Here is a 23,797-nt window from a genome sequence, read left to right as displayed (position 1 = left end):
GAACAGTTTAAAATGATTAGCCCCGACGCAAAAAATGAATTAAAATAGACCTGAGTTCAGGAAGGGGAAAGACTGACACAACAAAAAAAAAGCGCATAACAATATGAATATGAAATCCAGTCAATTGCTCATGGATCTTAAAGAACAGGAGGCTATGGTACAGCAATCGTTTACCAGCCATGAGGATTTACTCGCCTATCTGTTGGATCACGGCATATTGCTACAGGTGGATTGGAAGGGAGAAGAACACGAGTTCCAGATCGGCAAATTCCTTCAGGGCAGGGCAGCGGTCCTGTTACCCGGAACAAGTATTGACATTGAAACTCCATATGGTAAACTAAGAGATGCTGTCAGGAAGGAAAGTATCAATGCCGGAGACAGCGTACCCCTCCTGTTGAAAAGTTTTCAGGCACAACAAAAAAAGACCGGTTTAACGGTTGTTTTATTAGATATCGGGAATGACAGTTACTATATTGGTTTGATAAAGCAAAGTGATGCTGCCGGATTGAAAAAGCAATCAGATCCTGTCTGGAGATTTACTGCATTCGGCAGTTTAAGTGGCGAGGTGCTTTATACCGTGAACTGCGACTGTGGCAGTATGAATATCTGGCAGGTAAAACGGGGCGAAAAGATAACCGACGATGTGTGTCAGGATTGCGGGAAACAGATTTTTGATGAAGAAGGCAACTCCTCATTTCAGGTTATCAAGGATTATATTTAATTGAACAAGCCCCAAAAGCCATATCCACCCTTTGGATAGATCAATCCGAATTTAGACTATTGCTTAGCGGCAGACAATATCTGATCGACCATTACTGCGATTTCATCGTCGGCAAGGTCTGACCGGTTTGAGAGCCAGATCATACCGGTCTTTTTATCGGGCAAGACGGCGCAGTAACTGCGGAAGCCCAGTGCGCGAAGTGGGCAGCTGAGTTTTGCCTTTCTCCACGGTACCATAATTGTAAAAATGTTTATGACCGTTGCTAACCACGCCGATCGACAGGCCTACTAAATGATGTGTAAGCATAAAGTCGATGGTGCCGTAGTGGACAGCCGAATCCAAATGCGTTTTCAGCGGGTTATCATTTGGAACAGGCGCAGCATACGCCTGGATCTGCGGTAAATGATAGGATTGGAAGTCAAATCCCTCAAAGCCAACTGTGTCCGACAGGGTTAATTTAAAGGTCAGCATCTTTTTAGTACCGTTCCATATAAAATATTGCGTTTTCCCCGAGTCTATCGTTAACACGCTGTGCATGACCGGTCCGGTTTGCGACCTCATATAATTTAACCATTATAACGAAAGCTGGCGACTAATGGTTGAACAAGTTTATGATGCGCACAATCGCCTTTATGAGTACCGGCAGTAGTATTATACCGGTAATGAGCAGACACCGTGTGAAGAGAAATTATTTCTGGCAAAAAATTGGACAATACTAACTGAAAAGTTTAAATGACCACTTTAGTTCAATTGCGATGTTTTAGTTAGGCGAAGTTAAAGTGCGTGCTTAACGTTCAGCAAATGCTGTATTGAAGGTTGCTAGCCGGGAAATTTGACACTCATAAAAAAGGCTTGTAAGTCAATTACTTACAAGCCTTTTGGGTGCCCAGAACAGGAATCGAACCTGCACTCCCTTTCGAAAACAAGATTTTGAGTCTAGCGCGTCTACCAATTCCGCCATCTGGGCAATCTTACTAATGAACTTCGCCGCGTCAATTGCGGGATGCAAATATAGAAACTCTTATTTAATCTGCAAATAATTTTTACATTTTTGTATATAAAAATTTCGCACCCCGCATAAACAGGGCGTTTCAGGAGTTCACAAATGACTAAAATACCCTAAATTCAAAGATGGAAAACAAGATACACATCGGACTTATCAGGGAAGAAAAACACCCGCATGATAACAGGGTAGCTTTTACACCCAAACAATGCCAATGGATCATGCAACATTTTCCACAGGTACAAATCTACGTACAACCATCCCCGTTACGATGCTTCAAAGACGATGAATACGAAAAAGCAGGCGTCCCGCTGCAGGAGGACCTCTCCCACTGCACCACCCTGCTGGGCATCAAAGAAGTTCCCACCGATGAACTGATCGCAGGAAAAACATACCTCTTCTTCAGCCACACCAAAAAGAAACAGCCGCATAATCAACACATGCTGCAAACCATCCTGGAAAAAAATATCACACTGATAGATTATGAATGCCTCGTACACCCCGACGGACAACGAATCCTGGGCTTCGGCTTCTTTGCAGGTATCGTAGGCGCGCATAACGGCCTGATGGCATACGGGGAAAAAACACAGTCCTTTCATTTTAAAAGAGTGCACACGTGCCACGACTTCCAGGAACTCATCAATCATTACTTCGGCATCAAACTGCCTCCGCTGAAAATAGTAATCACCGGCTCCGGACGCGTAGCCGCCGGCGCACTGGAAATCATGGGCCTGCTCGGCATTAAATATCTTCCGCCGGAAGAATACCTGATCAATACCTATTCATACCCGGTATATACTCAACTAAAAGCAGGCGAACTCTATCTGCGGAAAGATGATAAAACATACAGCCGGGCCGACTTCCACGCACATCCGGAAGCATACGAATGCCGCTTCCTTCCCTATGTGACCGTAAGTGATATACTCATGAACGGGATCTACTGGGACCAGAAAATCCCGCCGCTCTTCCAGCCAGATGATCTGAAAAAAGAAAACTTCCGCATACAGGTCATCGCCGATATCACAGACGATACCAACGGCTCCATTCCCTGCAACCTCGGCGACAGTACTATCGAAAGCCCCGTGTACGGCGTTACAAAAGATAAGATGGAACAAACAGAACCCTATCTCCCCGGAACGGTAGACATGATGTGCGTAAGCAATCTCCCCAACGAACTGCCTCGGGATGCCTCGCAGTATTTCGGGGACCAGCTGATGAAATATGTTTTTGATGAGCTACTGCAAACAAACAGCGAGATGATCAGTAATGCAACGATCGTCGCTAATGGCAAACTAACCGAAAGGTATGCTTACCTCGAAGACTATGCAAAAGGAGCGCTATAGCAACAGGTTAACAGCGCCTTTCAGCTGTTTTTCTATCCCATCAATGTTCTTATAACGGATGAAATATACATAGGCTCCCACCGGTTGCAACTGCCCTTTATATGTACCATCCCATCCCTGCAACAGGTTAGTCGTGGAAAATATTTCCACGCCCCAACGGTCAAATATCCTAAACTCCAGCAATACCTGTCCGTTCGGCTGACGAAGCCTGAACACATCATTCAGCCCATCACCATTCGGCGTAAATGCATTAGGGACATACAAGTCAGAAGCACATTCCTTCACCAACGTTTGCAGGTTAACCACACCGCATTCATTGGAAACAGCCACCCGGTAAATACCCGGGTAACGGATGGCGTAAACATTCCCGGAAAATCCGCTCTGCCATTCATATTTGTCGTATCCCGGAACCAACGTTATAACGGTTGGCCGGCCGGAAAACAAGCACACTTCAGGGACAAGCGTTACCTGCGGCTTCTCTTTTAATGCCAGGTACACAATAACCGTACTATCGCAGCCACTGGTAGTAAACAATGCGCTCACATAACGCCCGGTACTGCTCACACTTCTGCCGTCAGGCAACGTATAAAATTGTCCATTGCAAATGGTATCATATTTTTCCTGGCTGTAAACAGGCATTACAGTAAGCCGGGTGGTAATAATGCTATCACATCCATGATAAGAAGCGAACGAAGATACATACGTACCGGAAACCCTCACTGACCGCCCGTCCGGTAATATATAAGGTTCTCCCTCACAGGTAATAGCTGTCTTCGCAATATTATAACGGGGTAGCATTTGCAGATCGGTAACAATAAGACTGTCACATCCTTTATCACTCTTGAAACGGGAAGTATACTGTCCTGTAACACTTACAGTCCGGCCATCCGGCAAGCGGTAAGTATCGCCATCGCAAATGCTAATGGATTCCGCGGCAGCATAAACGGGATTTACTACCAATGTTGTGATAATAATGCTGTCGCAGCCCAACGAGGACGTAAGAATACTATTATAGGAGCCTGCAGCGGTCACCACCTTCCCATCCGGTAAGCGGTAATTATCTCCCTCACAAATAACAGCATCCTGCAGATAGTTCTTCTCCGGCACATACAGCTCAGTGGTAATGATACTATCGCAGCCCTGGTAAGTTTTCAGGGAAGATGTATAGCTGCCGGAACTGTTTACCTTTCTTCCATCAGGCAACTGGTACTCCTGTCCACTGCAGATAGTCACTTTCTCCGTCAACTGATATACCGGCAATATTTTTAAGGTAGTATTAATAATGCTGTCGCAACCATTGCTCAATCTTTTCAGCGTACTAACGTAAACGCCGGCGGTACTCACTTCCCTGCCATCCGGCAGCGTATAAGTGACGTTACTGCAAATACTTTTTGCAACACTTTCCTCTGTCTTACTGCCAAGGATGATATCCTGTATTTTCTCATCAGTACTGCATCGACGCGTTACCTTTACTTTTACGGTATATTTTTTTTCGATGGCATATGTATGCCGGGGCGACAGGTCGGCAGAAGTAGTTCCATCTCCAAAATCCCACAATATACTCGTTACATCTACTTCATTATTCAGCCTGAAAACAGGGCTACGACTACAGAGGTCCGATGCAGTAAAGTCCGCAGGAAAATAAAGAAAGCTATTTACAAATGTGGGAAAAGATACAGAAGTTCTGTGTTGCCCGGTGCCGGGAGGCTCCATATCTATCGCATCCCGTTCAAAATTACAACCTACACCCCTCACCTCCGGGTTATGGATCATACCCACATACCGGTATCCCCCGTAGTATCCCTGCTCATACCCCATATAAATATGCCCGTCAGGCCCCATCTGAAGTCCGCCCATCTGGATATCATCCGTATTGGTGACTATTGTTTGCTGGGAAGCATTGATGTTGGGCGCCGTCAAATCATACTGGTATAACTTACCCCAATTCAGATAGTTCATGCTCACTACATACAGCAGCTTCCCGCTGATAGTAAATTCAATACCAAGTGGGAAAATAATATTGAGCGAAGCAAAAGGAGGACTGATCACGCCTGTGCTGTTATTAAACTTCAGCAAATCTACTACGCTCATGGCGCCCTGACGGATAGATCCCAGGGAATGCACCATAGTGCCGCCGTCAGGCGAAAACTTGATATGACCGGTTTCTTCCCAGCCTCCCGGATGAATAACTGCACCAGTTGTATAAGTAGTGGCAGCAGATAATCCGGCGGGGGAAAGCAGGTATACATGAAAGGTTGCGCTATTGGCGGAATGCGTTACTACCCAATAGTCCCTCCCGTTACAATGCCGGGTAGCCGCCATTTTCTCCGTACTCTGACTATTACTCAGCAACGGGGTATTCTTGGTGGAAGGAATGATATCACCTTTACCGTTATCCAGCGCCATATCCAGTATATTATAACGGAACCCTTTATTGGTCATTGTAGTAAACAGGTAATACTGCCCCGGATGTCCCGGAAATGGTACGGCAATACCCGACTGCACACTGGATGGGTCGCCCATGAGACCAGTTCCATTGGGCATAATGCCATGTTGGGCATTCCAAACGGTAGATCCCTCTGTATAAAAAAGTAATTTCCCGGTGGCGCCATCACAAATGGTGGCTACCCCTTCGCGGGTGTAAGTTCGTCCATCAGTAAGAACGGTGGCAGGGGTAGTGTTGAAGTTAAGCCCGGCATTATATCCAAAGTACCAGATATTGATCTCTTTCTGGGCATGCACAATAACGGGCAACAATAAAAACACCAAACAAATTCTGGCTACTCGAAGCATATCAGGATAAATAGAGTGCCAAAATACAAAAAATCTACAGGTATAAATAATATGGCCGTAATAAGGCGATAAATCCAGGCGTATATACACGCTCCGCATCATACACGGAAAGTTCGCTGATCACAGTATTCACCGGCTTCCTCGAAAAAATACCCACGGTCCGGAAAAAGCCATGGTTCACACTCTGCCGGATATACAACGCCTGCTTCAAATGAAACCCTGCTGCCAGCGCCAATACCCGGAAACCTTCAAAAGCAGTATAAGGCAGCAACACCGACAACTCTCCCGACGCCGCCAATTGCTGGTCCACTGCCGCAATCAATTCCTGGTAGCTCAGGTTGGTGGCATGCATGGCCTGGTCTTTCTCCGCCTGCCCACTCTTCAACGCACGCTCATAAAAGGGTGGATTGCTGATAATAAAGTCATACTTCACTAACCCATCCAGTTTTCGTATATCCTGCCGGGTTAGGGTTAAACGGTTCGCCCAGGGCGATTCTTCAAAATTCTCTATGGCCTGGTGAGCGGCTCCGGCGTCCAGTTCCACCGCTGTGATTTCAGCATCTACCTGCTGCGCCAGCATAAGACTCAGCAGGCCGGTACCGGCGCCTAAATCCAGTATAGCCGGCGCCGTTATATCGTTGTCCGCCAGGTACTGCGCTGTGAAAGCCCCTTGTATACAGGCATCTGTACAAACTTTCATGGCGCAATGCCCCTGGTGAACCGTAAACTGTTTAAATTTAAAAAATGTATTTGCCATCTTTATTTTGAATCTAACACCACCGCCAGGTTAGGCATCCGTAAATTACGGTGCACAGATACCGGGTTGGCCTGCCTGATCACGCAGTTTTCTACTTTACCGCTGCCGCCTGTACGTTGCGGCAACTGCTGAACATATAACACCTGTGGTACATTACGGCTGATGCCCACTACTGCCTGCTTTGCAAAGCGATTGTAGAATTTGGCCACCAGCTGATTCTTTCCTTCTTTCAAAGATAATAATAACACTTCCGATTGCGTACCTCCCCTTTCCGGGTTATTGTGCAATAACTGCTCTTCCCCGTTCAGATATACTGCAATACCATCTCCGCTATTAAAACCTACCAGGTAATCACCGGCTTTCGGCGCCGTGATCTCCTGTAAAATATAACTGGCCACACTTTTATCTGCGGTTAATGTAATAGGTGCATCATTCTTCCAGTCACTGTGCAGTGTCCACGCAGCATTATCCTTATTGGGCCAGGGTTTGGACGGATCAATATCTTTCACACTTCCATGCGTGCCATCAATACCGGACCAGAAAGGACCCGCGCTGTACATTGGTCCCCACTGCAGGGAAGCCGGATCATTTTTCAGCGGACTGGTAACACCACCATCCAGCAACACTTCCCTGGTGCTGCCATTCAGTGTCAGCAAAATTCGTTTGCCTTTCTCTGCATCGCTATACACCAGCTCCAACGCAGCAGGGCGCGGTGTGGTAAATGCCCACGACTCACCCACCTCACTGCGGTAATAGCTTTCATAATCAATACCGGAGAAGCTGAATAACGGCGTAGCATTATCCCTGCTCAAACGCGTAGCATGATGTAATAAGTGAACCGGTGTAATCGCTACAGGTCCTTTGCAGGCAACTGCCAGCACCGCAATGTCTTTATCTGCGAGCTTAAAATCTGCGGGTAACCGGAGATAGGTGTTACCATCTTTGGCAGATATTTTAACGGGTACTTTCTTTCCATTGCTCAATAAGGTTACCTGGCTGATCTTACTGTTCAGTCCTGGTAAGATAATAGTGCCATGTTCCGGCTGCTGCAGTAAATGCAGATACAATTTTCCGGGCTTCGTAGTCACTTCGCCCCAGGCGAAGGTAGTATCAAACGGGTTGGCAGCAGCGCTGTAAATAGCTTCACCATTGAGTTTCAGCCAGGCGCCGTTTAACAGCAGCACCTCTTTTTCAAAGTCCACCACCGAACCGTCGCCACGCGGGCCAATATTCAGCAGGTAGTTTCCGCCACGGCTTACCACTTTAATCAGCCCCTCCAGTTTTTCATGCGCCTTGTCTTCCGCCTTGCCATGCTCCTGCCAGCTGCGATAGCCCCATGTTTCATCATACACGGAAGCAGGCGTTTGCCATGCGGAAGCAATCTTATAGTCAGGATACTGGTTATCTCCCATTACACAAAAATCACCGGCATCATTTCCCAAACGGCCACTCACCATACAACCCGGCTGCAAACGATGCACAATATCAGCAAGGTCCCTGCTTTGATGCGCTGTCAGTGATCCCATATCAAACCAGATCTCGGATACCGGGCCATAGTTGGTCATCAGCTCCGTTACCTGCTTCTTATTGAATTCATGATGCTCGGGGGTAATAGGATCGCTATTACTGCTGGAAATAGGATACGCCTGTGGAAAATGCCAGTCGATCAAAGAAAAATACATCCCGAACTTCAACCCATGCCTGTGGCACGCATCCGATAATTCTTTCAGCACATCCCGTTTGAAAGGCGTTGCATCCACTACATTATAATCTGTATACGCAGTATGAAACATGCAAAAACCATCATGATGCTTGGAAGTCATTACCACCGATTTCATACCCGCCGCCTTTGCCAGCCGCACAATTGAGTCAGCATTCCATTGTTCGGGGTGAAACTGTTTGGCCACGTCTCCATACGTATCACTGTAAATACCGGCATGCGCCTGTATCTGTTCACTATATCCCTTCGTAACGGGCTTACCCTCCCAAACGCCTCCCAGCGTGGAATAAATAGCGCCCCAGTGTATAAACATGGAATACTTCTGATTCTTCCACTCCGTTTGCGCCACAGGTTCCTGTGCTACCGCAAACTTTCCCACCGCAATAAGTGCCAGTAAAATGCTAAAAATTCTCTTCATAGATAATAAGTAATGTAAAAATCAATAAATCAGTACAATCAGCGTAATCCTGCTCCAAGACAATTTAACATCGCCGAAGGCGATCCTAAAGCACGACTTAAAGCTAAACCGATATACTATTGATTTAGAATAGGATTTTAGCAATTAGCAGTTCGTTTTTAGCCAACCTTGTTAATGAAATTAAAAAGCGGCTCTCGCAGTAGGCACCGCATCCAGTGACGCAAAGTCACCCGCCAGGTATTTATAGTAAGCTGTAATGGCAATCATACCCGCATTATCTGTACAATATTCGAATTTGGGAATAAATGTCCGCCATTGGTGTTGCCGGCCATATTCCGTTAAAGCAGTGCGCAAACCACTGTTGGCGCTCACGCCGCCGGCAATGGCAATATCGCGGATACCTGTTTCTTCAGCTGCCTTCACCACCTTGTTCAGTAATATACTCACAATACGGTGCTGGATGGAGGCACAGATATCAGGCAGGTTTTGCGCAATAAAGGCAGGATCTTTCTGCTGGTTCTCCTGCAGGAAATAAAGAATAGCCGTTTTTAATCCGCTGAAACTGAAGTTCAGACCGGGTATCCGGGGCTCGGGGAACTTAAAGCGCGCCGGATTGCCCGTCTGCGCATATTTATCTATCAACGGGCCGCCGGGATAGGGCAAACCCAATATTTTGGCACTTTTATCAAAAGCCTCTCCGGCAGCATCATCCAGCGTTTCACCAATTACCCGCATGCTAAGCGGACTTTCACATAAAACGATCTGGGTATGACCACCAGACACGGTTAAGCATAAAAAAGGAAAGTCCGGCTTGGGATCATCTATAAAGTTAGCCAGTACATGCGCCTGCATATGATGCACGCCTATCAGGGGAATATCCAGCGCCATCGCCATCGATTTGGCAAAGCAACTGCCTACCAGCAGTGAACCGATCAATCCGGGCGATTGGGTAAAAGCAATCGCACTTAGCTCCTCCCGCTTCACACCTGCGGTTCTCAGCGCAATATCCACTACAGGCACTATGTTCTCCTGGTGCGCGCGGGAAGCCAGCTCCGGCACCACGCCCCCGTATTGCTCATGTACCTTCTGACCGGCAATATGATTGGATAACACCTGCCCGTCTACAATGACTGCTGCTCCTGTATCATCACAGGACGACTCTATAGCTAATATTTTAACCGACATAAGGCGCAAAATTAATAAAAAAGGCGGGAAAACCCCGCCTGTACAACAGCTAAGCTGTTGCCTGTTACGTATGCCTGTTTAGTTGCTGCGGATGGCTACCACCGGATCCAGCTTGCTGGCCGTATAAGCAGGAATAAAGCCTGCCAGCAACCCTACCAGGGCAGATATGCTCAACCCGAATATCACAGAACCCGCAGACAGCACCATCTCAAAGGTACCAGACAGATTAATAATTACTGTAAGAAGATAAACCAGCAGCAAGCCAAAAGTTCCTCCCAACAAACACAAACTCACCGCTTCCAGCAAAAACTCCATCAGGATAATGCCCCGTCGCGCTCCTATGGCTTTTTTCAGCCCTATGATGTTGGTGCGCTCCTTTACGGTTACAAACATAATATTGGCAATACCAAAAGCCCCCACTATCAGCGCAAAGATGGCAATCATTCCCCCACCCATATTGATCGCAGCAAACATCGCGTTCAAACTGTCGTTGGCGGTACTGATTTCATTCAATGAAAAATCATCCTCTTCCTTCGGCCTTAACCGGTGAGACGCGCGCACCACCCCTTTCAGCTCATCTTTCAGCTGATCCATACTTACACCGGGTTTGGCCTTTATCAGGATATATGGGTCCGCAAACCGGCGCTCATCCACTACCGTACGGGCAAACCGGTAAGGCAGTATAATGGCATTGTCGTACCCGATCCCGCCAATCATGCTTTCTCCCTTCTTCTTCAACACCCCGATGATCTTTACATCCCTCCCCGCTACTTTCACCACCTTGCCCATAGCCGCTTCCGGCGAAGGGAAAAGTCCATCCCAGATAGTAAAGCCCAGGATCGCCACATTGGTGCCGCTGTTACTTTCACTGTTGGCAAAGAAACGGCCGTCCAGGATCTGTAAGGTCTGTATCTGGTCAAAGTCGTTCGTCACCGCCATCATCGTCACGCCATCCATATAATCATCCCCATATTCCACCTTCTTATTGCCCGATTCAAAATTAAATGAAGCAAAACTGGCGCTCTGCACCTTATCCTGTATAGGTTTCAGGTCCTTATACTCCGGCTCCGGACGGTTCATATATTTCCACCACGGATATTCCCCATTACCGCCCCAGGGCCACTTCTGCATATATACCACATCGTCGCCCAGGTCAGCCAGATCCTTTCTGATATTGTGTTCCAGGCTACCGGTGAGCGTAAATACCGCGATGATACAGAAGATGCCAATGGTAATTCCAAACAACGATAAAAAAGTGCGCAGCTTATTTACCCGCAGCTCCTGCATCGCCATTTTGAAACTATTCCATAATATTTTAAGGGTTGCTATCATATTCCAAATTTAGCGGATTTATCGGCACGGGCAGCGCCAATAAACACGAAATATAGCCGGACAAAAAATTTAGTTACCTTTGCTGCCATTTTTCGGATATTTATGAAGTACGCTAACGAAATCAGTAAAAGAAAATCCTTTGCTATCATCGCTCACCCGGATGCCGGTAAAACTACGCTGACAGAGAAATTCCTCCTGTTTGGCGGCGCTATTCAAACAGCCGGTGCGGTGAAGTCCAATAAAATAAAGAAGCACACCACTTCGGATTTCATGGAAATTGAAAGGCAAAGAGGTATCTCCGTAGCCACTTCCGTTATGACCTTCGAATACCGCGATATCCTCGTTAACCTCCTGGATACCCCCGGTCACAAGGACTTTGCGGAAGATACCTATCGTACGCTGACTGCCGTAGACAGCGTGGTACTGGTGATCGACTGCGTGAAAGGAGTGGAAGAACAAACGGAAAGACTCATGGAAGTATGCCGCATGCGCGATACGCCCGTGATCATCTTCGTCAACAAAATGGACCGCGATGGTAAATACCCGTTCGACCTCCTGGATGAACTGGAAGAAAAACTTAACATCCGGGTAAGACCCCTCAGCTGGCCTATCAATATGGGCAGCGACTTCAAAGGCGTTTACAACCTGTACGATAAAAGCCTCGTGGCCTTCCTTCCCAACAAGAAAGCAACAGACGAAGACGTAGTACCGCTCACAGATCTCAGCAGCAGCTACATCGATGAACACTTCAATGAAAAAGATGCCGCACAGCTGCGTGGCGACGTGGAACTGATCGAAGGCGTGTACGATACCTTCAACAGGGAAGAGTACCTCGCCGGTAAACTGGCGCCCGTTTTCTTTGGCAGCGCCGTCAACAACTTCGGCGTGAAAGACCTGCTGGATACCTTTGTGGACATCGCGCCCATTCCGCGTAACCGCACCGCTACCACCCGCGAAGTAGACGTAAACGAAGATAAGTTCAGTGGATTCATTTTTAAAATCCATGCTAACCTCGATCCGCGTCACCGCGACCGTATCGCCTTCCTCCGCGTTTGCTCCGGTAAATTCGAAAGGAATAAATTCTATCACCATGTTCGTTTAGACAAAGACGTTAGGTTCAGCAACCCTTACAGCTTCCTCGCCCGCGAAAAGAACGTAGTAGACGATGCCTACCCCGGCGACGTGGTAGGGCTGTTTGATACCGGCAACTTCAAGATCGGCGACACCCTTACGGAAGGTGAAAACTTTTACATCACCGGTATCCCAAGCTTCTCTCCTGAACTGTTTAAGGAACTGGTGAACAAAGATCCACTGAAAACAAAACAGCTGGAAAAAGGTATCCGCCAGCTTACAGACGAAGGCGTGGCACAGTTATTTACGCAGCACGGTGGCAACCGCAAAATCATCGGCTGTGTGGGCGACCTGCAGTTCGAAGTAATCCAGTACCGCCTGCTCCAGGAATATGGCGCCGCCTGCCAGTTCAATACCCTGCCTTTCTACAAGGCCTGCTGGCTCACCGGTCCGAAAGAGAAAATCGAGGAATTCATCCGCTTCAAATCCTCCAACATCGTGGAGGACAAGGACGGCCATATCGTATACCTGGCGCAATCGGAATGGTACCTTAACACCGAGCGCACCAACAACCCTGACATTCAATTCAACTTCACATCGGAGATTCATAAGTAGCGGAGGGAGGGCGGCGCCTTCGGCGCCTTTTGTCTTGGAGCAGGATTACGCTGATTATGTTGATTACGCTGATTTTCCCACCTTTTGTTTTAGATTTTTTTGGGGAGAGATTAGATTGATTTTCCCACATTTTATTTTAAATATTTTGGGGGATAGAAACAGAGATGTCTGTTTCTATCTCCCATTTTTTTTATCACAATACCAGGAAAATTTTTCTAATCAAATAAAATGCAGAAAAATCATTCCCATCCTTCCCTAAAAAAATCTAAACAAAAGGTGGGAAAATCAGCGTAATCAACATAATCAGCGTAATCCTGCTCCAAGACAAAAGGCGCCGAAGGCGCCGCCCTCCCTCCGCACAAAAAAGCCGCTCCCTGTGAACAGGCGCGGCATTACTTGTACGACCAACTCAAATTATTGCTTTATTGAGAATATCTTGGTGCTGTGTATCGTGTGTGTGTTACACAAAAGTAGGTACAGCCATGCACTCCGCTTTCTCGAAGCGGGAAAATCATTTACGCAATCGGGAAACTTTACTCCGGGGAGAAGGTATACTGGAAAATGTATTCCTCGGTGGTGCCGTCCCGCATGCCTTCCACGCGGGCGTCGAGGTGTTTGGCGTCTTTAAAACGGTAGGTGATTTTTTTGGGGAAATCGTTGTTCAGGTCTTCTGCAACAAAACCAATGGCTTTTAAAACCCGCAGTTTCAGGTGTATGGTGGCGGGTTTGTCCTGCCCTTCATAGGCTGGAATATAAAAGATGCCGGTTCCTCTTCTCACCAGCTGCATGGATTGTTGCAGGGCGCTGTCCGCTCCTACTACCCGCCAGGTTTTCCCTTTCCAGGTAGAGTCATTGACCCGGCTCCAGGTTTCCACGATGGTGCTTTTGCGGGTGTTCATCTTCCAGGTGCCTTCCAGCTTATCCAGGAAACGGAAGTCGGCAGCACTTACCTGGCCGGCTGCCCGCAGGCTGCCGGCCAGTAACAGGATCAGCAGCAGGTAACTACTGTTGTACCACCGCTTCTTCACCATAAATCTGTTGTTTGTATTTGAGAGAAGGAGAAGTCAGTAAAGGTCCGATACCCAGCTCAGGCCATTTGGTATCCACTTTCCGGATAGTGGCATCGTCGGCCACAATGATATTGGGCCAGTCGCGCTCAAAATTGTCCAGCAGCCTGGTTTTCAGGGTGCCGTCCATACCAATGCCGCCAATATATTTACCGGGTTCCCCGGAAGGGATACGGACAATAAAGCTGTCGCGTTTAGGGTCCAGGTTATTGCAGAAACGCCATAACGCAGAAGCCAGATCGCTTACATCCACGGTATGCTCTACGAAAAGGATCATTTTAATGCCCGCCAGTGCCGGTAAGGTGTACAGCTGCTCATTCAGCTCCCGTACATGCGAAGGACGGGCCTTTTCCACTGCCACCAGGATACAGGAAATATCCAGTGGCAGCAGCGAAGCGTTGATGCCTTTGATTTCCGGGAACTGCTGCATGATGGCGGCTGTATCCAGCTGCCGCGGCGCCGGAACAGATATAAAGGTGGTGTCCTGCTCTTCTTCGTATTTGCGGGTACCATCGATACACATTTTACCGCCAAAGCCCATCTTGGAACAGGAGTGATCCAGTACGTCCATCGGCCCCTGGCTGAGGTATATATCAGCAGCAGGGTTCAGGTGTTGGAAGACATACTGTGCCAGCTGCTTATAGTCGGTGATCTTTGTGCCGTCGTCTGTTACCACCAGGATCTTGTTAAACATCATCTGGCCGGCGCCCCACATAGCGTTCATCACTTTCTGCGCCTGGCCGGCATAGTCTTTTTTTATCTGTGCAATCACCAGGTTATGGAACACGCCTTCCACCGGCATTTCCATATTAATGATTTCAGGCACGAGTGTCATTTTAATCGGCGCCAGGAAAATACGTTCGGTGGCTTTGCCTATCCAGGCATCTTCCTGCGGCGGAATGCCTACTATCGTCGACGGATATACGGCGTCTTTGCGGTGCGTGATAGCGGTAACATGAAATTTAGGGTACCAGTCGGCCAGTGAGTAATACCCGGTATGATCACCGAAAGGGCCTTCCCAGATGAGGTCTTCAGCCGGTTCTACATAACCTTCAATCACAAAATCGGCATCTGCCGGCACTTCTATATCCGGTTGGGTGATACACTTTACCAGCTCTACTTTCTTCTTGCGGAGAAAGCCGGCCAGCATATATTCATCTACGTTTTCCGGCAGCGGGGCGGTAGCAGAGTAAGTATAAACGGGATCTCCGCCCAATACTACGGCAACGGGCATACGCTTATTCAGCTTCTTGTATTCCATGAAGTGTTTGGCGGATACCTTATGTTTATGCCAGTGCATACCGGTCATATCTTTTTCAAATACCTGCATACGGTACATGCCTACGTTGCGGGTGCCGGTAAGCGGGTCTTTGGTATGGATTACGGGCAGGGTGATAAAAGGACCACCGTCCTTAGGCCAGCAGGTAAGCACCGGCAATTTGCTGAGGTCCGGGTTGGCCATTACCACTTCCTGGCAACTGCCTTTTCCACTTACTACTTTGGGCATCCAGGAAGCAAACTGTCCGAGCTTTGGCAGCAGGGCCAGTTTATCAAGTATACTTTCCTTTGGTTTGGATAATAATTTAAAGAGATTTTCAATTTCACCGGCCACATCGTCCAGTTCACTCACGCCCAGCGCCAGGCACATACGCTTGTAGCTGCCCATGGAATTAATCAGCACGGGGAAGTCGGTACCGGTATTTTCAAACAGCAGGGCTTTGCCGCCATCCGGCGATTTGCTGACCCTGTCTGTTATTTCAGCGATTTCCAGTTTAGGATCCACATAAGTTTTTATACGTACCAGTTCTCCTGCCTGTTCCAGCGTGTCTATAAAGTGTCTGAGATTTTTATATGCCATGTTTGAATCTTATTACCAATCAACAAAAGTAACCATCCCGCACCGCAATAAAAAATGCCCCCCATTTTAAATATGGGAGGCATCTCATTTATTCCATTTTCAGTTATCAGTTCACGATGGTAACACCCGCGTGGAATACGGCCCTTGGCCTTGATGGGTAGTAGCGTACCGGGGCTGGCACGGGAACAGGTATTACAGCGGGGTAATAAGCCGGTCTGGCGTATACCACTCTTTGACGAGGGTAGCAGTCATAGTCATACCTGTCGCGTACATACACTCTCCTGGGTCGCTCACATCTTTCCCAGCGGTCATCATCATAACGGTCATGTCCGCGCCCATGTCCATATCCGTGGCCACGTCCATGTCCCCTTTGTGCATACGTGGTGAGCACAGTGCCGCCAATAAGCAGCATCAACAGCAGTACTTTTTTCATGTTTCTTTGGTTTTTAGTTCAAGATCGGTTGGCAAATAATAGTTGTGGTGTGTTGTTAATGTTAACCCGCATACCGGGCAAAACTGGCATCTGTAACAACATAAGTGGAACCCGGATATGCGATAAAAGAATATCTCCGGGGCTTACGCGGTTTCTTGTAATGCTTTTTATACGGTTTTTTATGATGATGCGGTGGTGTTGGCGGAGCCGGTGGCCGGTGATGCGGAGGCGTTGGAGGCCTTGGCAATCCCGGTGGTACTGGTGGCGCCGGCGGATGTGGTAAATGTGCCGGAGCCGGTGGCCTGGGTGGCAGTGGTGGTGCAGGCGGCCTTTGTTGTGCAGAAAGGCTCATTGAACCTGTTATCAACATCACTGAAGCTATATTTAAAAACTTCCTCATGGCACTTCTTTTTCGTTAGTTAAAACAGGCAGTTGCACACCAACTTATTTTCTTGCGGCTGTTGATTCATTACTCTCTCCGCGATTTGTGATTCTGCGATCCGCCATAAGCTGGTGGCTGCATTAGTACCTGTTTGAACTCATAAATTCAACAACTATGCCAATAAAAAAAATCCCGGCGGGATGCCGGGATTAAAAGGATAAATAAAGTATTAAATAGTGTGAATATCAGCTGATTACGGTCTCAGTATCGGGCACCGGGTAGCTTTTTGTTTACCCCAGCCACTGCCACCACCCAAACGGTAAGTAATGGTGAACCCGGAAAACGCATACCAGTCGTTATGCTTGTCAGAACCACGGATAGCACCATCTGCAGGATATGTTCCCGGCGCCACTTTGCCGGTTACTTCATCGCCACGGTAAGCCATATCTACCGCCTTTTGGCCACGGTAGGTCAGCAAGGTATTCTGATCAACATAGTTAGTGCTCACATCATCCATATAGTCTGTGGTAGTAGCACGAAGTCCTATCTCAAATCCAAGTGTCCATTTATCATTGATGATTGCCTTTACACCCGCTCCAAACGGAAAGGAAAAGGAAAACAGGTCGTAAGGCTGACGGGTAGGATACTGCGGTAATCCCTGTCCTTCGGTACCGAGGGGACGAAGCCGTACCCGGTTGCCCGACTGGTCTTTAGAAGTGGGATCAAAACCAAAACCACCTACACCCACAAACACATAAGGCGTAAACCCTTTTTCGTCGAGATCAAAAAAGTTGATTTCACCAATCAGGCTGCCTTCAAAAATATTGGTCCGGAAACTAAGGTTACGGGCCACCAGGTCTTTGGAAGAGTTGGTGCTGTCGGCGCCGGTAGCAATTCCCCAGGTAAAAGAGCCACGGATAGTGAGGTAACGGTTAATATCCTTTCTCACCAGCAAGCCAAGCGCCGGCCGGGTATATTTCATATCCACCCTTTGCTGGGTAAGATCCCCGCTGTAGTTGCTGATACCTGCAAAAGCGCCGACATGCCAGTCCTGCGCAAAGGTGAAAAAGGGAACTGCCATGAATAACAACAGTATTCCGGTAGATTTGGAGAATTTCAATGTATTTAAGTTTAAGAGGTTAGTCCTTATTATTCGTGCATCCATTTAACGTTATTACTGCAATTTTTATTTGGTGCCGCCCTCCCAAACTTTCAACCGCTATTCCCGGCACTTTACTTTAAAAATGTAAAAATAAACTAATAAACCAATTAACTCATAAACAATTAAACTAACATCTTATATAGGCCCATCCCTCCTGTTGCCTTTCTATAAGGTGCGCTATGGCTGCAGGCACCACTTCCACAAAGGGAAACAGCTGATCCGCTGCCAGCTGACGGCTGTTCAAGGTATTTTGGCAAATAAGGAAACGGACCGACCGGCCCTGCAGGGACGCTATCTTTTCGGGGAAAGGGTGGCCCTCCGGCAGCAGTAAATTCCAGGCATGACCATGTACTACCACCTCTATGGCTACACGTGTTTGACGTTCGTTGGTATAATGAAGAAGATTATTGAGCTGCCCGAGCATAGACAATTGTGCATCCCGCTCACCGGATGTAATCTGAAAAACTACCTGCATGCCAGCAAACCTAACTAAATATTGGCAAACCCGAAAACAATGACATCAATACCAGGTGGATGTTATTTTCAGCGCTGACTCTCTTTTTGTTTTCCATTATGCAGCTCATATTGTACCTTTCTGAGCTTCTCTTCCAGCTTATTGTATTTTTCCCTGGCCTCACGCAGCTGGAACTGCAACGAAGCCTCTTTCTGCGCCTGTTTTACCAGGTTAATATTAGCTACCCGCAGGGCCCTGAAATGGTGGTACAGGATGGCCCAACCCAGCAGCAACAATAACGCTAAAACAATGATGACGGCTACCATAACATAAAAGGTTATACAATCAAATCAATCAACTATGCTAAACCACCGGCAAATGGTGTTGCGAAGGCCGCAACTCCATAACAGGATTGATAGGACAAAATCATTTAATGGCTATAAAACTATGGGAATGCCCGACTGATGATCCAAACATAACATGACTGTTAAAGATATTCATTCCCGTAATTAACGGTTTGTCCATTTTAGCTTTTTCTGTTTTTTTTCTCCTCCGGAACCTCCTTCCAGGCAACAATTTTTCTACATATTATAAATTTATATGCTAAATACAAAATATATCATATTGAAAATCAACTTAATAAAATGATCCTGAAATTTACTTCTCCGGTAATCATAAAAAAATTAAATTAGGGATAATGTTCACGTAGCGATCTGCTTATCCAGGATGTAAATCAGCATGTACCGGATCCAATGAAAATCAACTAAAATCCCTCATATTTTATGGCCGCCCTTTTGACCAAAGAACAACTTGAAAATTTTGCTTTACAAGGGTTATCTTATGCAGATGATCACGTAAGTGATCCCTTTAATATCAGAGATGTGGCAGAACGCCTCGGCATCTCCTACTCCTACTTCTATCACAACTTTGTGAATTACATGGGAGAACCATTCTGGCACTATGTTAAAAGACACCGCCTGGAACTCGGCGCAGGCCTGCTCCGGCACAGTGGCTATAACATCGGTGAAATAAGCGAGTATTGCGGATACGCCACCACCGCGGCTTTCAGCAAAGCCTTTAAACTACACTTTAAAGAAAGTCCCAAAGATTTCCGCCGCATCATCATCCTGCCCAATGAAAACAGGACCCTGCAGATCACTAAAACCATCACCGCAGCTGTAGGTAGTGAAGCATTCCAGGAATTGTTCAATTATGATCGCTGTGAGAAAATCAGAATGCCGGACAGCATCCTGTACTACTCCTTCATTTCACGGGGCCAGGACCCGATCACTGAAATGATCGCCCGCATGAACACCTATCATAGTCTGTTTAAAAAGATGCAGACATTATACGATCTGCCACAAAGCAGGATCATTACAGGTACCCTCGACGCCGTACCGGTAACCAACTATGAAAAGCTGTCTATGTTCGCTGGACTGTTGATTCCAACGGCTGCAATAAACGCGCATATCCAGCTGACGAAAAACCACTCCTATCTCGCCACAAAACGGATAGCAGGTGGCAACTACCTCAAACTGCCGGTGCCAATGGACTTCGCCACAGCAGGTATGCCGATGTATAATTTTATCAGCATGAACTGTAAGGAAGGAATTTTCAAAATGAGCGGGAACCACTTCTTCATTTCGCTCGACGGCCCTCAATACTCTGAAATATTTATTCCGCTGCTCAAAAAACATTATTAAAAAGAAAACGGAATGACCAATGATGTCATTCCGTTTATTCTTTTATCTATTTAGTAAATACAGCCCGGAAACAATTGGCGCTCGTATTCACGGTATCTTTCTGCGGCTTGCCCGTTCCATAAAACTCATCCAGGAACCCGGCGGCATCCGACCAAACCGTTTGCATCATTCCCTGGAAACGGGGTTTCATTTCTTTGGTGGCACTCGCCCGGTAATCATACATATCCTTCAGTTGCAGCTTCGCATTAGCCGGCATCCTCCACGGACACGTAATCACCGATAATCCCTTCATCGCCAGGTATACCGGCGTTTTATCCGGACGCTCGTAGTGCCAGTCGCAAATCACCACATCCTTCGGAACCAGGTCCACCGCCCGGTGTGTATTGTTCATACTCGCCTCCCAGGCGCCTAACCCCGTCAGCTTGCCATCCAGCAACCGGTCGCCCCACATCCACAGCTCACGCCCCTGCTGCGCCAGGTGATTCCGGATCGTCCATACCTCCCCGGCAAATAATTCGGCCTTGTCCCGGCCGCCGCAACGCGGACATTTATCCTCGCCAATATAAAATACTTCATCCATGCCGGCATGAAAAGCGGTGCTCTCAAATACATCACAGATCTCATCCACCAACTCAAACACAACTTTATGTACCCCCGGATGCAACGGGCAATAACTTTTGCAATACAATCCATCTGCATTTGGCCATACATATTTCGCCGGCATTTTTACCCACGGCGTTTCATCAAAATCAGGATACACCTTCAGCAGGTTGGTAGTTGTACCCGCCCACGACTGGTGTCCCAGCAGGTTGATCTGCGGAATCAGCCGGATATTATGCTTACGGCAGGTTTGCACCAGCTGTTTTACCTGCTGTTCGGTTAACCCACCGGCATCACGCAGTTCCGGGTGCGACTTAAACTGGTAATTAAAATCAACGCGCAGCACCAGGGTGTTGATGTGCCGGGGCGCCAGTTCTGTATCGATAAATCTCAGGAACGGAGCCAGTCCTTCCGCCCTGGGCGCCGCTATACAAAAACCGCGGACAGGTAAGGTGTCAGCCGGCAGGGGTTTTGCAAAGGAAAGGGATCCACTGCCGCAAACGAGCAGCAAAAGGGCAAACAGTTTTTTCATAACGCTTGAATTTTTACGGGCATGTCCGTAAAATAATAAAAGCGGTGCGCAACTGCAACCTTTTCACCGTAACAAATGTATAATCAGCATTCTAATGTTATACACTTTGATTTTTAATATCTTTGATAAAAGCACTACCTCTATGAACGAGATCAAACTACCGTTTACTGCCCGTCTCACTTTTACCCTGTTTTCGATTATCCTTATCATCTATATAGCTCATGTTGGCAGTGGTATCATCGTTCCGTTGATGTTTGCCATGCTCATTGCCATCATGCTGCTGCCCGTTGTCCATCAGCTGGAAAAATGGCGCCTGCCCCGGGGGATGGCAGCCATCATAGCGGTATTGCTGTTTATCATCGCCATCCTGCTGATAATGCTCCTACTCGCCAAACAAATGGAAGCCTTCATCTCCGATTTCCCGCAACTGGAACAAAAGCTCATGCTGGTGATAGATTCCACCCAAGATTGGATCAATACTAAGTTTCATATCAATTCCAGCACACAAATGAGCTACGTGGAAAAAGCGATGATGGGTACCCTCGGAACCGCCACCAGCTTCATCAGTCAAACATTCCTGTCGCTTTCCTCCCTGCTGGTATTCGTTGTATTTGTATTCCTGTATGCTTTCTTTATCCTCTTCTACCGCAGGTTACTGGTATCTTTCCTGATCAAGATCTTCCAGGAACAGCACCGCGAAAAATTACTCACCGTCATCGCCAGCACCCGCACCATCATTAAAAGCTATGTAGGCGGCCTGATGATAGAAATGGTGATAGTAGCCGTTCTCAATACCGCCCTGTTCTTTATTCTTGGTATTAAATACGCCATCCTGCTGGGCGTAATGGCCGCTATCTTTAATATCATTCCTTATGTAGGGATCTTAACGGCCGCCATCCTTATCATCCTGGTAACACTGGCTACGGGTACGCCTATACAGGCATTGCAGGCGGGCATTGCCCTGTTCCTCATTCATGTACTCGACAGTAACGTGCTTTTCCCCAGCATTGTGGGTTCCAAGGTGAAGATCAACGCATTGATCACCATCATTGGGGTGGTACTGGGCAATATGTTATGGGGCATCCCCGGCATGTTCCTTGCCATTCCGACCATCGCTATTATTAAAATTATTTGTCAGAATATCGAAGAGATGACCCCCTGGGCTATTTTGCTTGGCGATGAATCCAAACCGAAAGTAAAGAAGGTGAAAGTGGTGAAGAAAGACTAAACCATAAATATCGTCGTTGCCGCAGCGGTCCGGACTAACAAAACCTTTACAGCCATTTACCGGCCGGAGGAAAGAAAATATTAAAGGTGGTTCCCTGCCCTAACACGCTGCTCACCGTGATGGAGGCCTTATGCAGGTACAGAATCTTTTGCGTCATGGATAAGCCAATGCCATACCCCTCGAAGGAATGCGCATTATCTGCCCGGTACAGCGGCATAAAGATCTTTTCGGTATCAGCTGCCGCAATACCAATACCACGGTCGCTTACAGACAGGCTGATACCACTGTCGCTATAGGAAAGCCGGCAACTAACGTCACGGTTATACGAAAATTTAAATGCATTACGGAGGATGTTTTGCAACGCCAATGCTATCAGCGAACGGTTACCACGGATGCAAAGCAAAGCAGCATCGTCTGGCATACCGCTGAGTTGTACGTGCAGCTGCAACGGCGGCGATTTATGACGCCAGTATTCCGCCAGGTCCCACAATAACTCGTCCATCCGGATCAGCTCGCTGTTGGCTTCTGTAAGGTTGGCATCCACCCGTGTAAGCTGCAACAGTCCATCCGTAATGATCTTCAGTTTCTCCGATTCACCGAGCAGCGTACCCAGCGTTTGTACATATTCTTCCGGGCTACGGCTGTTCTGAAGTGTTACTTCTATCTCCCCGATAATAGTAGTTAATGGTGTACGTAACTCGTGGGAGGCATTAGATGCAAAAGAACGCTGCATATCAAAAGCCTGTTCCAGGTGTTGCAACAGTCCATTGAAATTAGCAGCCAGTTCATCTATTTCATCTTTATTTAATCCTTGCTGCACGCGCAGGTGCAGGTTGTTGGAGCGGATCTTTTGCACCTGCCGGTTGATGCTTTTAATAGGTTCGAGCGCCCTGCTGGCGTACCACTGCCCCATCAGGAAGGTGATCAGCAGGGCAACCAAAAACATCACGACCAGTATCCACAAAAGATATTGCAGCTGCTGGATGCCCGCCGTATTACGCGCGGTTACTATCACTACAAAATCGCCCTGGTTATCGGGATAATAAATCCCCAGGCCCGACTCTTCCCGGAAAACGAACCGGTACACTTCCTGGTGACGGATGGTTTCCAGCAGCGACACCGGCCAGTTATACCTCGTTTTTTCAATGAACACCGCCTGGTTGTGCTGATCGTAAATATTACTGGATTCATCGGGTATCCGTTCCCGGTAGCTCTTTTCTATTTCAAGAAATTTCTTCTTCGTCAGCTCGTCTTTTTCAAGGTACACCTGCGCAGTTACCAGCGCACGCATCTGCAACAGCTTATAAAAACTGTTCCGGATGTATTGGGCAGATAACAGGTATATCAGTACGAAAACAACCGTAAGAATAATACCTGAAATCAAAGTAAACTGCAGCGATAGCCGGTGCCGGATCTTCAT

Annotated in this window: 20 protein-coding genes and 1 tRNA gene; 6 read left to right on the top strand and 15 right to left on the bottom strand. The window is 47.4% G+C overall.

Annotated elements, in window-relative coordinates:
- Positions 1 to 109 precede the first annotated feature (109 nt).
- A complete protein-coding gene (locus ACLHR0_RS28515) occupies positions 110 to 721 on the top strand; it encodes a DUF6630 family protein (RefSeq protein WP_436491206.1) in 612 nt (203 codons plus the stop codon).
- Between the two features lie 153 nt (positions 722 to 874).
- Here ACLHR0_RS28515 and ACLHR0_RS28510 read toward each other — a convergent pair whose 3' ends face one another.
- Positions 875 to 1,282 carry a hypothetical protein gene (locus tag ACLHR0_RS28510; RefSeq protein ID WP_436491204.1) on the bottom strand — a complete coding sequence of 136 codons (408 nt, stop codon included), beginning with the start codon at positions 1,280 to 1,282 and terminating at the stop codon, positions 875 to 877.
- Between the two features lie 322 nt (positions 1,283 to 1,604).
- Positions 1,605 to 1,688: transfer RNA gene (locus tag ACLHR0_RS28505), tRNA-Leu, on the bottom strand.
- A gap of 164 nt (positions 1,689 to 1,852) precedes the next feature.
- Here ACLHR0_RS28505 and ACLHR0_RS28500 point away from each other — a divergent pair.
- A complete protein-coding gene (locus ACLHR0_RS28500; RefSeq protein ID WP_436491202.1) occupies positions 1,853 to 3,067 on the top strand; it encodes an NAD(P)-dependent oxidoreductase in 1,215 nt (404 codons plus the stop codon).
- On the opposite strand, the gene ACLHR0_RS28495 is transcribed toward ACLHR0_RS28500, so the two are convergent.
- The 5 genes from ACLHR0_RS28495 to ACLHR0_RS28475 all read right to left on the bottom strand — a co-directional run bounded on the left by ACLHR0_RS28495 (position 3,062) and on the right by ACLHR0_RS28475 (position 11,272).
- Positions 3,062 to 5,860, bottom strand: a complete 2,799-nt coding sequence (locus ACLHR0_RS28495; RefSeq protein ID WP_436491201.1) for a gliding motility-associated C-terminal domain-containing protein — start codon at positions 5,858 to 5,860, stop codon at positions 3,062 to 3,064. The two genes, ACLHR0_RS28500 and ACLHR0_RS28495, sit on opposite strands and share 6 nt — an antisense overlap.
- Before the next feature lie 34 nt (positions 5,861 to 5,894).
- On the bottom strand, positions 5,895 to 6,617 hold the full coding sequence (locus ACLHR0_RS28490; protein ID WP_436491199.1) for a tRNA1(Val) (adenine(37)-N6)-methyltransferase: 723 nt from the start codon (positions 6,615 to 6,617) through the stop codon (positions 5,895 to 5,897).
- 2 nt (positions 6,618 to 6,619) lie between these two features.
- Positions 6,620 to 8,755, bottom strand: a complete 2,136-nt coding sequence (locus tag ACLHR0_RS28485) for an alpha-L-fucosidase (protein ID WP_436491197.1) — start codon at positions 8,753 to 8,755, stop codon at positions 6,620 to 6,622.
- Positions 8,756 to 8,935: 180 nt separating this feature from the next.
- A complete protein-coding gene (tsaD, locus tag ACLHR0_RS28480; RefSeq protein ID WP_429047262.1) occupies positions 8,936 to 9,940 on the bottom strand; it encodes a tRNA (adenosine(37)-N6)-threonylcarbamoyltransferase complex transferase subunit TsaD in 1,005 nt (334 codons plus the stop codon).
- 78 nt (positions 9,941 to 10,018) lie between these two features.
- A complete protein-coding gene (locus ACLHR0_RS28475) occupies positions 10,019 to 11,272 on the bottom strand; it encodes an ABC transporter permease (RefSeq protein WP_429047260.1) in 1,254 nt (417 codons plus the stop codon).
- Positions 11,273 to 11,374: 102 nt separating this feature from the next.
- Between ACLHR0_RS28475 and ACLHR0_RS28470 the strand changes: the two genes are divergently transcribed.
- Positions 11,375 to 12,958: a peptide chain release factor 3 gene (locus ACLHR0_RS28470; protein ID WP_370909935.1), complete on the top strand. Its 1,584-nt coding sequence runs from the start codon at positions 11,375 to 11,377 to the stop codon at positions 12,956 to 12,958.
- Between the two features lie 533 nt (positions 12,959 to 13,491).
- Here the strand turns inward: ACLHR0_RS28470 and ACLHR0_RS28465 are convergent.
- The 3 genes from ACLHR0_RS28465 to ACLHR0_RS28455 all read right to left on the bottom strand — a co-directional run bounded on the left by ACLHR0_RS28465 (position 13,492) and on the right by ACLHR0_RS28455 (position 16,316).
- Positions 13,492 to 13,989, bottom strand: a complete 498-nt coding sequence (locus ACLHR0_RS28465) for a DUF6265 family protein (RefSeq protein ID WP_436491194.1) — start codon at positions 13,987 to 13,989, stop codon at positions 13,492 to 13,494.
- On the bottom strand, positions 13,961 to 15,883 hold the full coding sequence (locus ACLHR0_RS28460; RefSeq protein WP_436491192.1) for a menaquinone biosynthesis decarboxylase: 1,923 nt from the start codon (positions 15,881 to 15,883) through the stop codon (positions 13,961 to 13,963). The genes ACLHR0_RS28465 and ACLHR0_RS28460 overlap by 29 nt, the downstream gene beginning before the upstream one ends.
- A 106-nt stretch (positions 15,884 to 15,989) precedes the next feature.
- Positions 15,990 to 16,316, bottom strand: a complete 327-nt coding sequence (locus ACLHR0_RS28455) for a hypothetical protein (RefSeq protein WP_370909932.1) — start codon at positions 16,314 to 16,316, stop codon at positions 15,990 to 15,992.
- A 192-nt stretch (positions 16,317 to 16,508) separates the two neighbouring features.
- Here ACLHR0_RS28455 and ACLHR0_RS28450 point away from each other — a divergent pair, with 192 nt between their 5' ends.
- A complete protein-coding gene (locus tag ACLHR0_RS28450) occupies positions 16,509 to 16,739 on the top strand; it encodes a hypothetical protein (RefSeq protein WP_436491190.1) in 231 nt (76 codons plus the stop codon).
- Between the two features lie 212 nt (positions 16,740 to 16,951).
- Here ACLHR0_RS28450 and ACLHR0_RS28445 read toward each other — a convergent pair whose 3' ends face one another.
- From ACLHR0_RS28445 to ACLHR0_RS28435, 3 genes are all read right to left on the bottom strand, one after another.
- Positions 16,952 to 17,779: a DUF6089 family protein gene (locus tag ACLHR0_RS28445; RefSeq protein WP_436491188.1), complete on the bottom strand. Its 828-nt coding sequence runs from the start codon at positions 17,777 to 17,779 to the stop codon at positions 16,952 to 16,954.
- 208 nt (positions 17,780 to 17,987) lie between these two features.
- Complete coding sequence (locus ACLHR0_RS28440; protein ID WP_429047247.1) at positions 17,988 to 18,335, bottom strand: DsrE family protein; 348 nt, start codon at positions 18,333 to 18,335, stop codon at positions 17,988 to 17,990.
- Positions 18,336 to 18,403: 68 nt separating this feature from the next.
- Positions 18,404 to 18,640, bottom strand: a complete 237-nt coding sequence (locus tag ACLHR0_RS28435) for a hypothetical protein (protein ID WP_370909928.1) — start codon at positions 18,638 to 18,640, stop codon at positions 18,404 to 18,406.
- A gap of 456 nt (positions 18,641 to 19,096) precedes the next feature.
- On the opposite strand from ACLHR0_RS28435, the gene ACLHR0_RS28430 reads away from it, so the two are divergent.
- Positions 19,097 to 20,017, top strand: coding sequence for a helix-turn-helix transcriptional regulator (locus tag ACLHR0_RS28430; protein WP_436491186.1), 921 nt, complete (start codon positions 19,097 to 19,099; stop codon positions 20,015 to 20,017).
- A gap of 46 nt (positions 20,018 to 20,063) precedes the next feature.
- Here the strand turns inward: ACLHR0_RS28430 and ACLHR0_RS28425 are convergent, their stop codons facing one another.
- Positions 20,064 to 21,149 (bottom strand): family 20 glycosylhydrolase, encoded by a 1,086-nt coding sequence (locus ACLHR0_RS28425; RefSeq protein WP_429047242.1) that lies wholly within the window; start codon positions 21,147 to 21,149, stop codon positions 20,064 to 20,066.
- Positions 21,150 to 21,291: 142 nt separating this feature from the next.
- On the opposite strand from ACLHR0_RS28425, the gene ACLHR0_RS28420 reads away from it, so the two are divergent.
- Complete coding sequence (locus tag ACLHR0_RS28420) at positions 21,292 to 22,377, top strand: AI-2E family transporter (RefSeq protein WP_429065046.1); 1,086 nt, start codon at positions 21,292 to 21,294, stop codon at positions 22,375 to 22,377.
- A gap of 46 nt (positions 22,378 to 22,423) precedes the next feature.
- Here ACLHR0_RS28420 and ACLHR0_RS28415 read toward each other — a convergent pair whose 3' ends face one another.
- Positions 22,424 to 23,797: an ATP-binding protein gene (locus tag ACLHR0_RS28415; RefSeq protein ID WP_436491184.1), complete on the bottom strand. Its 1,374-nt coding sequence runs from the start codon at positions 23,795 to 23,797 to the stop codon at positions 22,424 to 22,426.

It is taken from the genome of Chitinophaga sp. ARDCPP14, from assembly GCF_051362515.1.
Taxonomy (GTDB): domain Bacteria; phylum Bacteroidota; class Bacteroidia; order Chitinophagales; family Chitinophagaceae; genus Chitinophaga.
This window is presented reverse-complemented; position numbering and strand designations above follow the sequence as displayed.

What these genes read in the sequence shown, in the direction of transcription:
- ACLHR0_RS28515 (WP_436491206.1), top strand. Translation starts at nt 110, where the DNA reads ATGAAATCCAGTCAATTGCTCATGGATCTTAAAGAACAGGAGGCTATG.
- ACLHR0_RS28495 (WP_436491201.1), bottom strand. Translation starts at nt 5,860, where the DNA reads ATGCTTCGAGTAGCCAGAATTTGTTTGGTGTTTTTATTGTTGCCCGTT.
- ACLHR0_RS28460 (WP_436491192.1), bottom strand. Translation starts at nt 15,883, where the DNA reads ATGGCATATAAAAATCTCAGACACTTTATAGACACGCTGGAACAGGCA.
- ACLHR0_RS28490 (WP_436491199.1), bottom strand. Translation starts at nt 6,617, where the DNA reads ATGGCAAATACATTTTTTAAATTTAAACAGTTTACGGTTCACCAGGGG.
- ACLHR0_RS28510 (WP_436491204.1), bottom strand. Translation starts at nt 1,282, where the DNA reads ATGAGGTCGCAAACCGGACCGGTCATGCACAGCGTGTTAACGATAGAC.
- ACLHR0_RS28470 (WP_370909935.1), top strand. Translation starts at nt 11,375, where the DNA reads ATGAAGTACGCTAACGAAATCAGTAAAAGAAAATCCTTTGCTATCATC.
- ACLHR0_RS28420 (WP_429065046.1), top strand. Translation starts at nt 21,292, where the DNA reads ATGAACGAGATCAAACTACCGTTTACTGCCCGTCTCACTTTTACCCTG.
- ACLHR0_RS28430 (WP_436491186.1), top strand. Translation starts at nt 19,097, where the DNA reads ATGGCCGCCCTTTTGACCAAAGAACAACTTGAAAATTTTGCTTTACAA.
- ACLHR0_RS28455 (WP_370909932.1), bottom strand. Translation starts at nt 16,316, where the DNA reads ATGAAAAAAGTACTGCTGTTGATGCTGCTTATTGGCGGCACTGTGCTC.
- tsaD (WP_429047262.1), bottom strand. Translation starts at nt 9,940, where the DNA reads ATGTCGGTTAAAATATTAGCTATAGAGTCGTCCTGTGATGATACAGGA.
- ACLHR0_RS28475 (WP_429047260.1), bottom strand. Translation starts at nt 11,272, where the DNA reads ATGATAGCAACCCTTAAAATATTATGGAATAGTTTCAAAATGGCGATG.
- ACLHR0_RS28425 (WP_429047242.1), bottom strand. Translation starts at nt 21,149, where the DNA reads ATGAAAAAACTGTTTGCCCTTTTGCTGCTCGTTTGCGGCAGTGGATCC.
- ACLHR0_RS28415 (WP_436491184.1), bottom strand. Translation starts at nt 23,797, where the DNA reads ATGAAGATCCGGCACCGGCTATCGCTGCAGTTTACTTTGATTTCAGGT.
- ACLHR0_RS28465 (WP_436491194.1), bottom strand. Translation starts at nt 13,989, where the DNA reads ATGGTGAAGAAGCGGTGGTACAACAGTAGTTACCTGCTGCTGATCCTG.
- ACLHR0_RS28445 (WP_436491188.1), bottom strand. Translation starts at nt 17,779, where the DNA reads ATGGCAGTTCCCTTTTTCACCTTTGCGCAGGACTGGCATGTCGGCGCT.
- ACLHR0_RS28485 (WP_436491197.1), bottom strand. Translation starts at nt 8,755, where the DNA reads ATGAAGAGAATTTTTAGCATTTTACTGGCACTTATTGCGGTGGGAAAG.
- ACLHR0_RS28435 (WP_370909928.1), bottom strand. Translation starts at nt 18,640, where the DNA reads ATGGTAGCCGTCATCATTGTTTTAGCGTTATTGTTGCTGCTGGGTTGG.
- ACLHR0_RS28500 (WP_436491202.1), top strand. Translation starts at nt 1,853, where the DNA reads ATGGAAAACAAGATACACATCGGACTTATCAGGGAAGAAAAACACCCG.
- ACLHR0_RS28440 (WP_429047247.1), bottom strand. Translation starts at nt 18,335, where the DNA reads ATGCAGGTAGTTTTTCAGATTACATCCGGTGAGCGGGATGCACAATTG.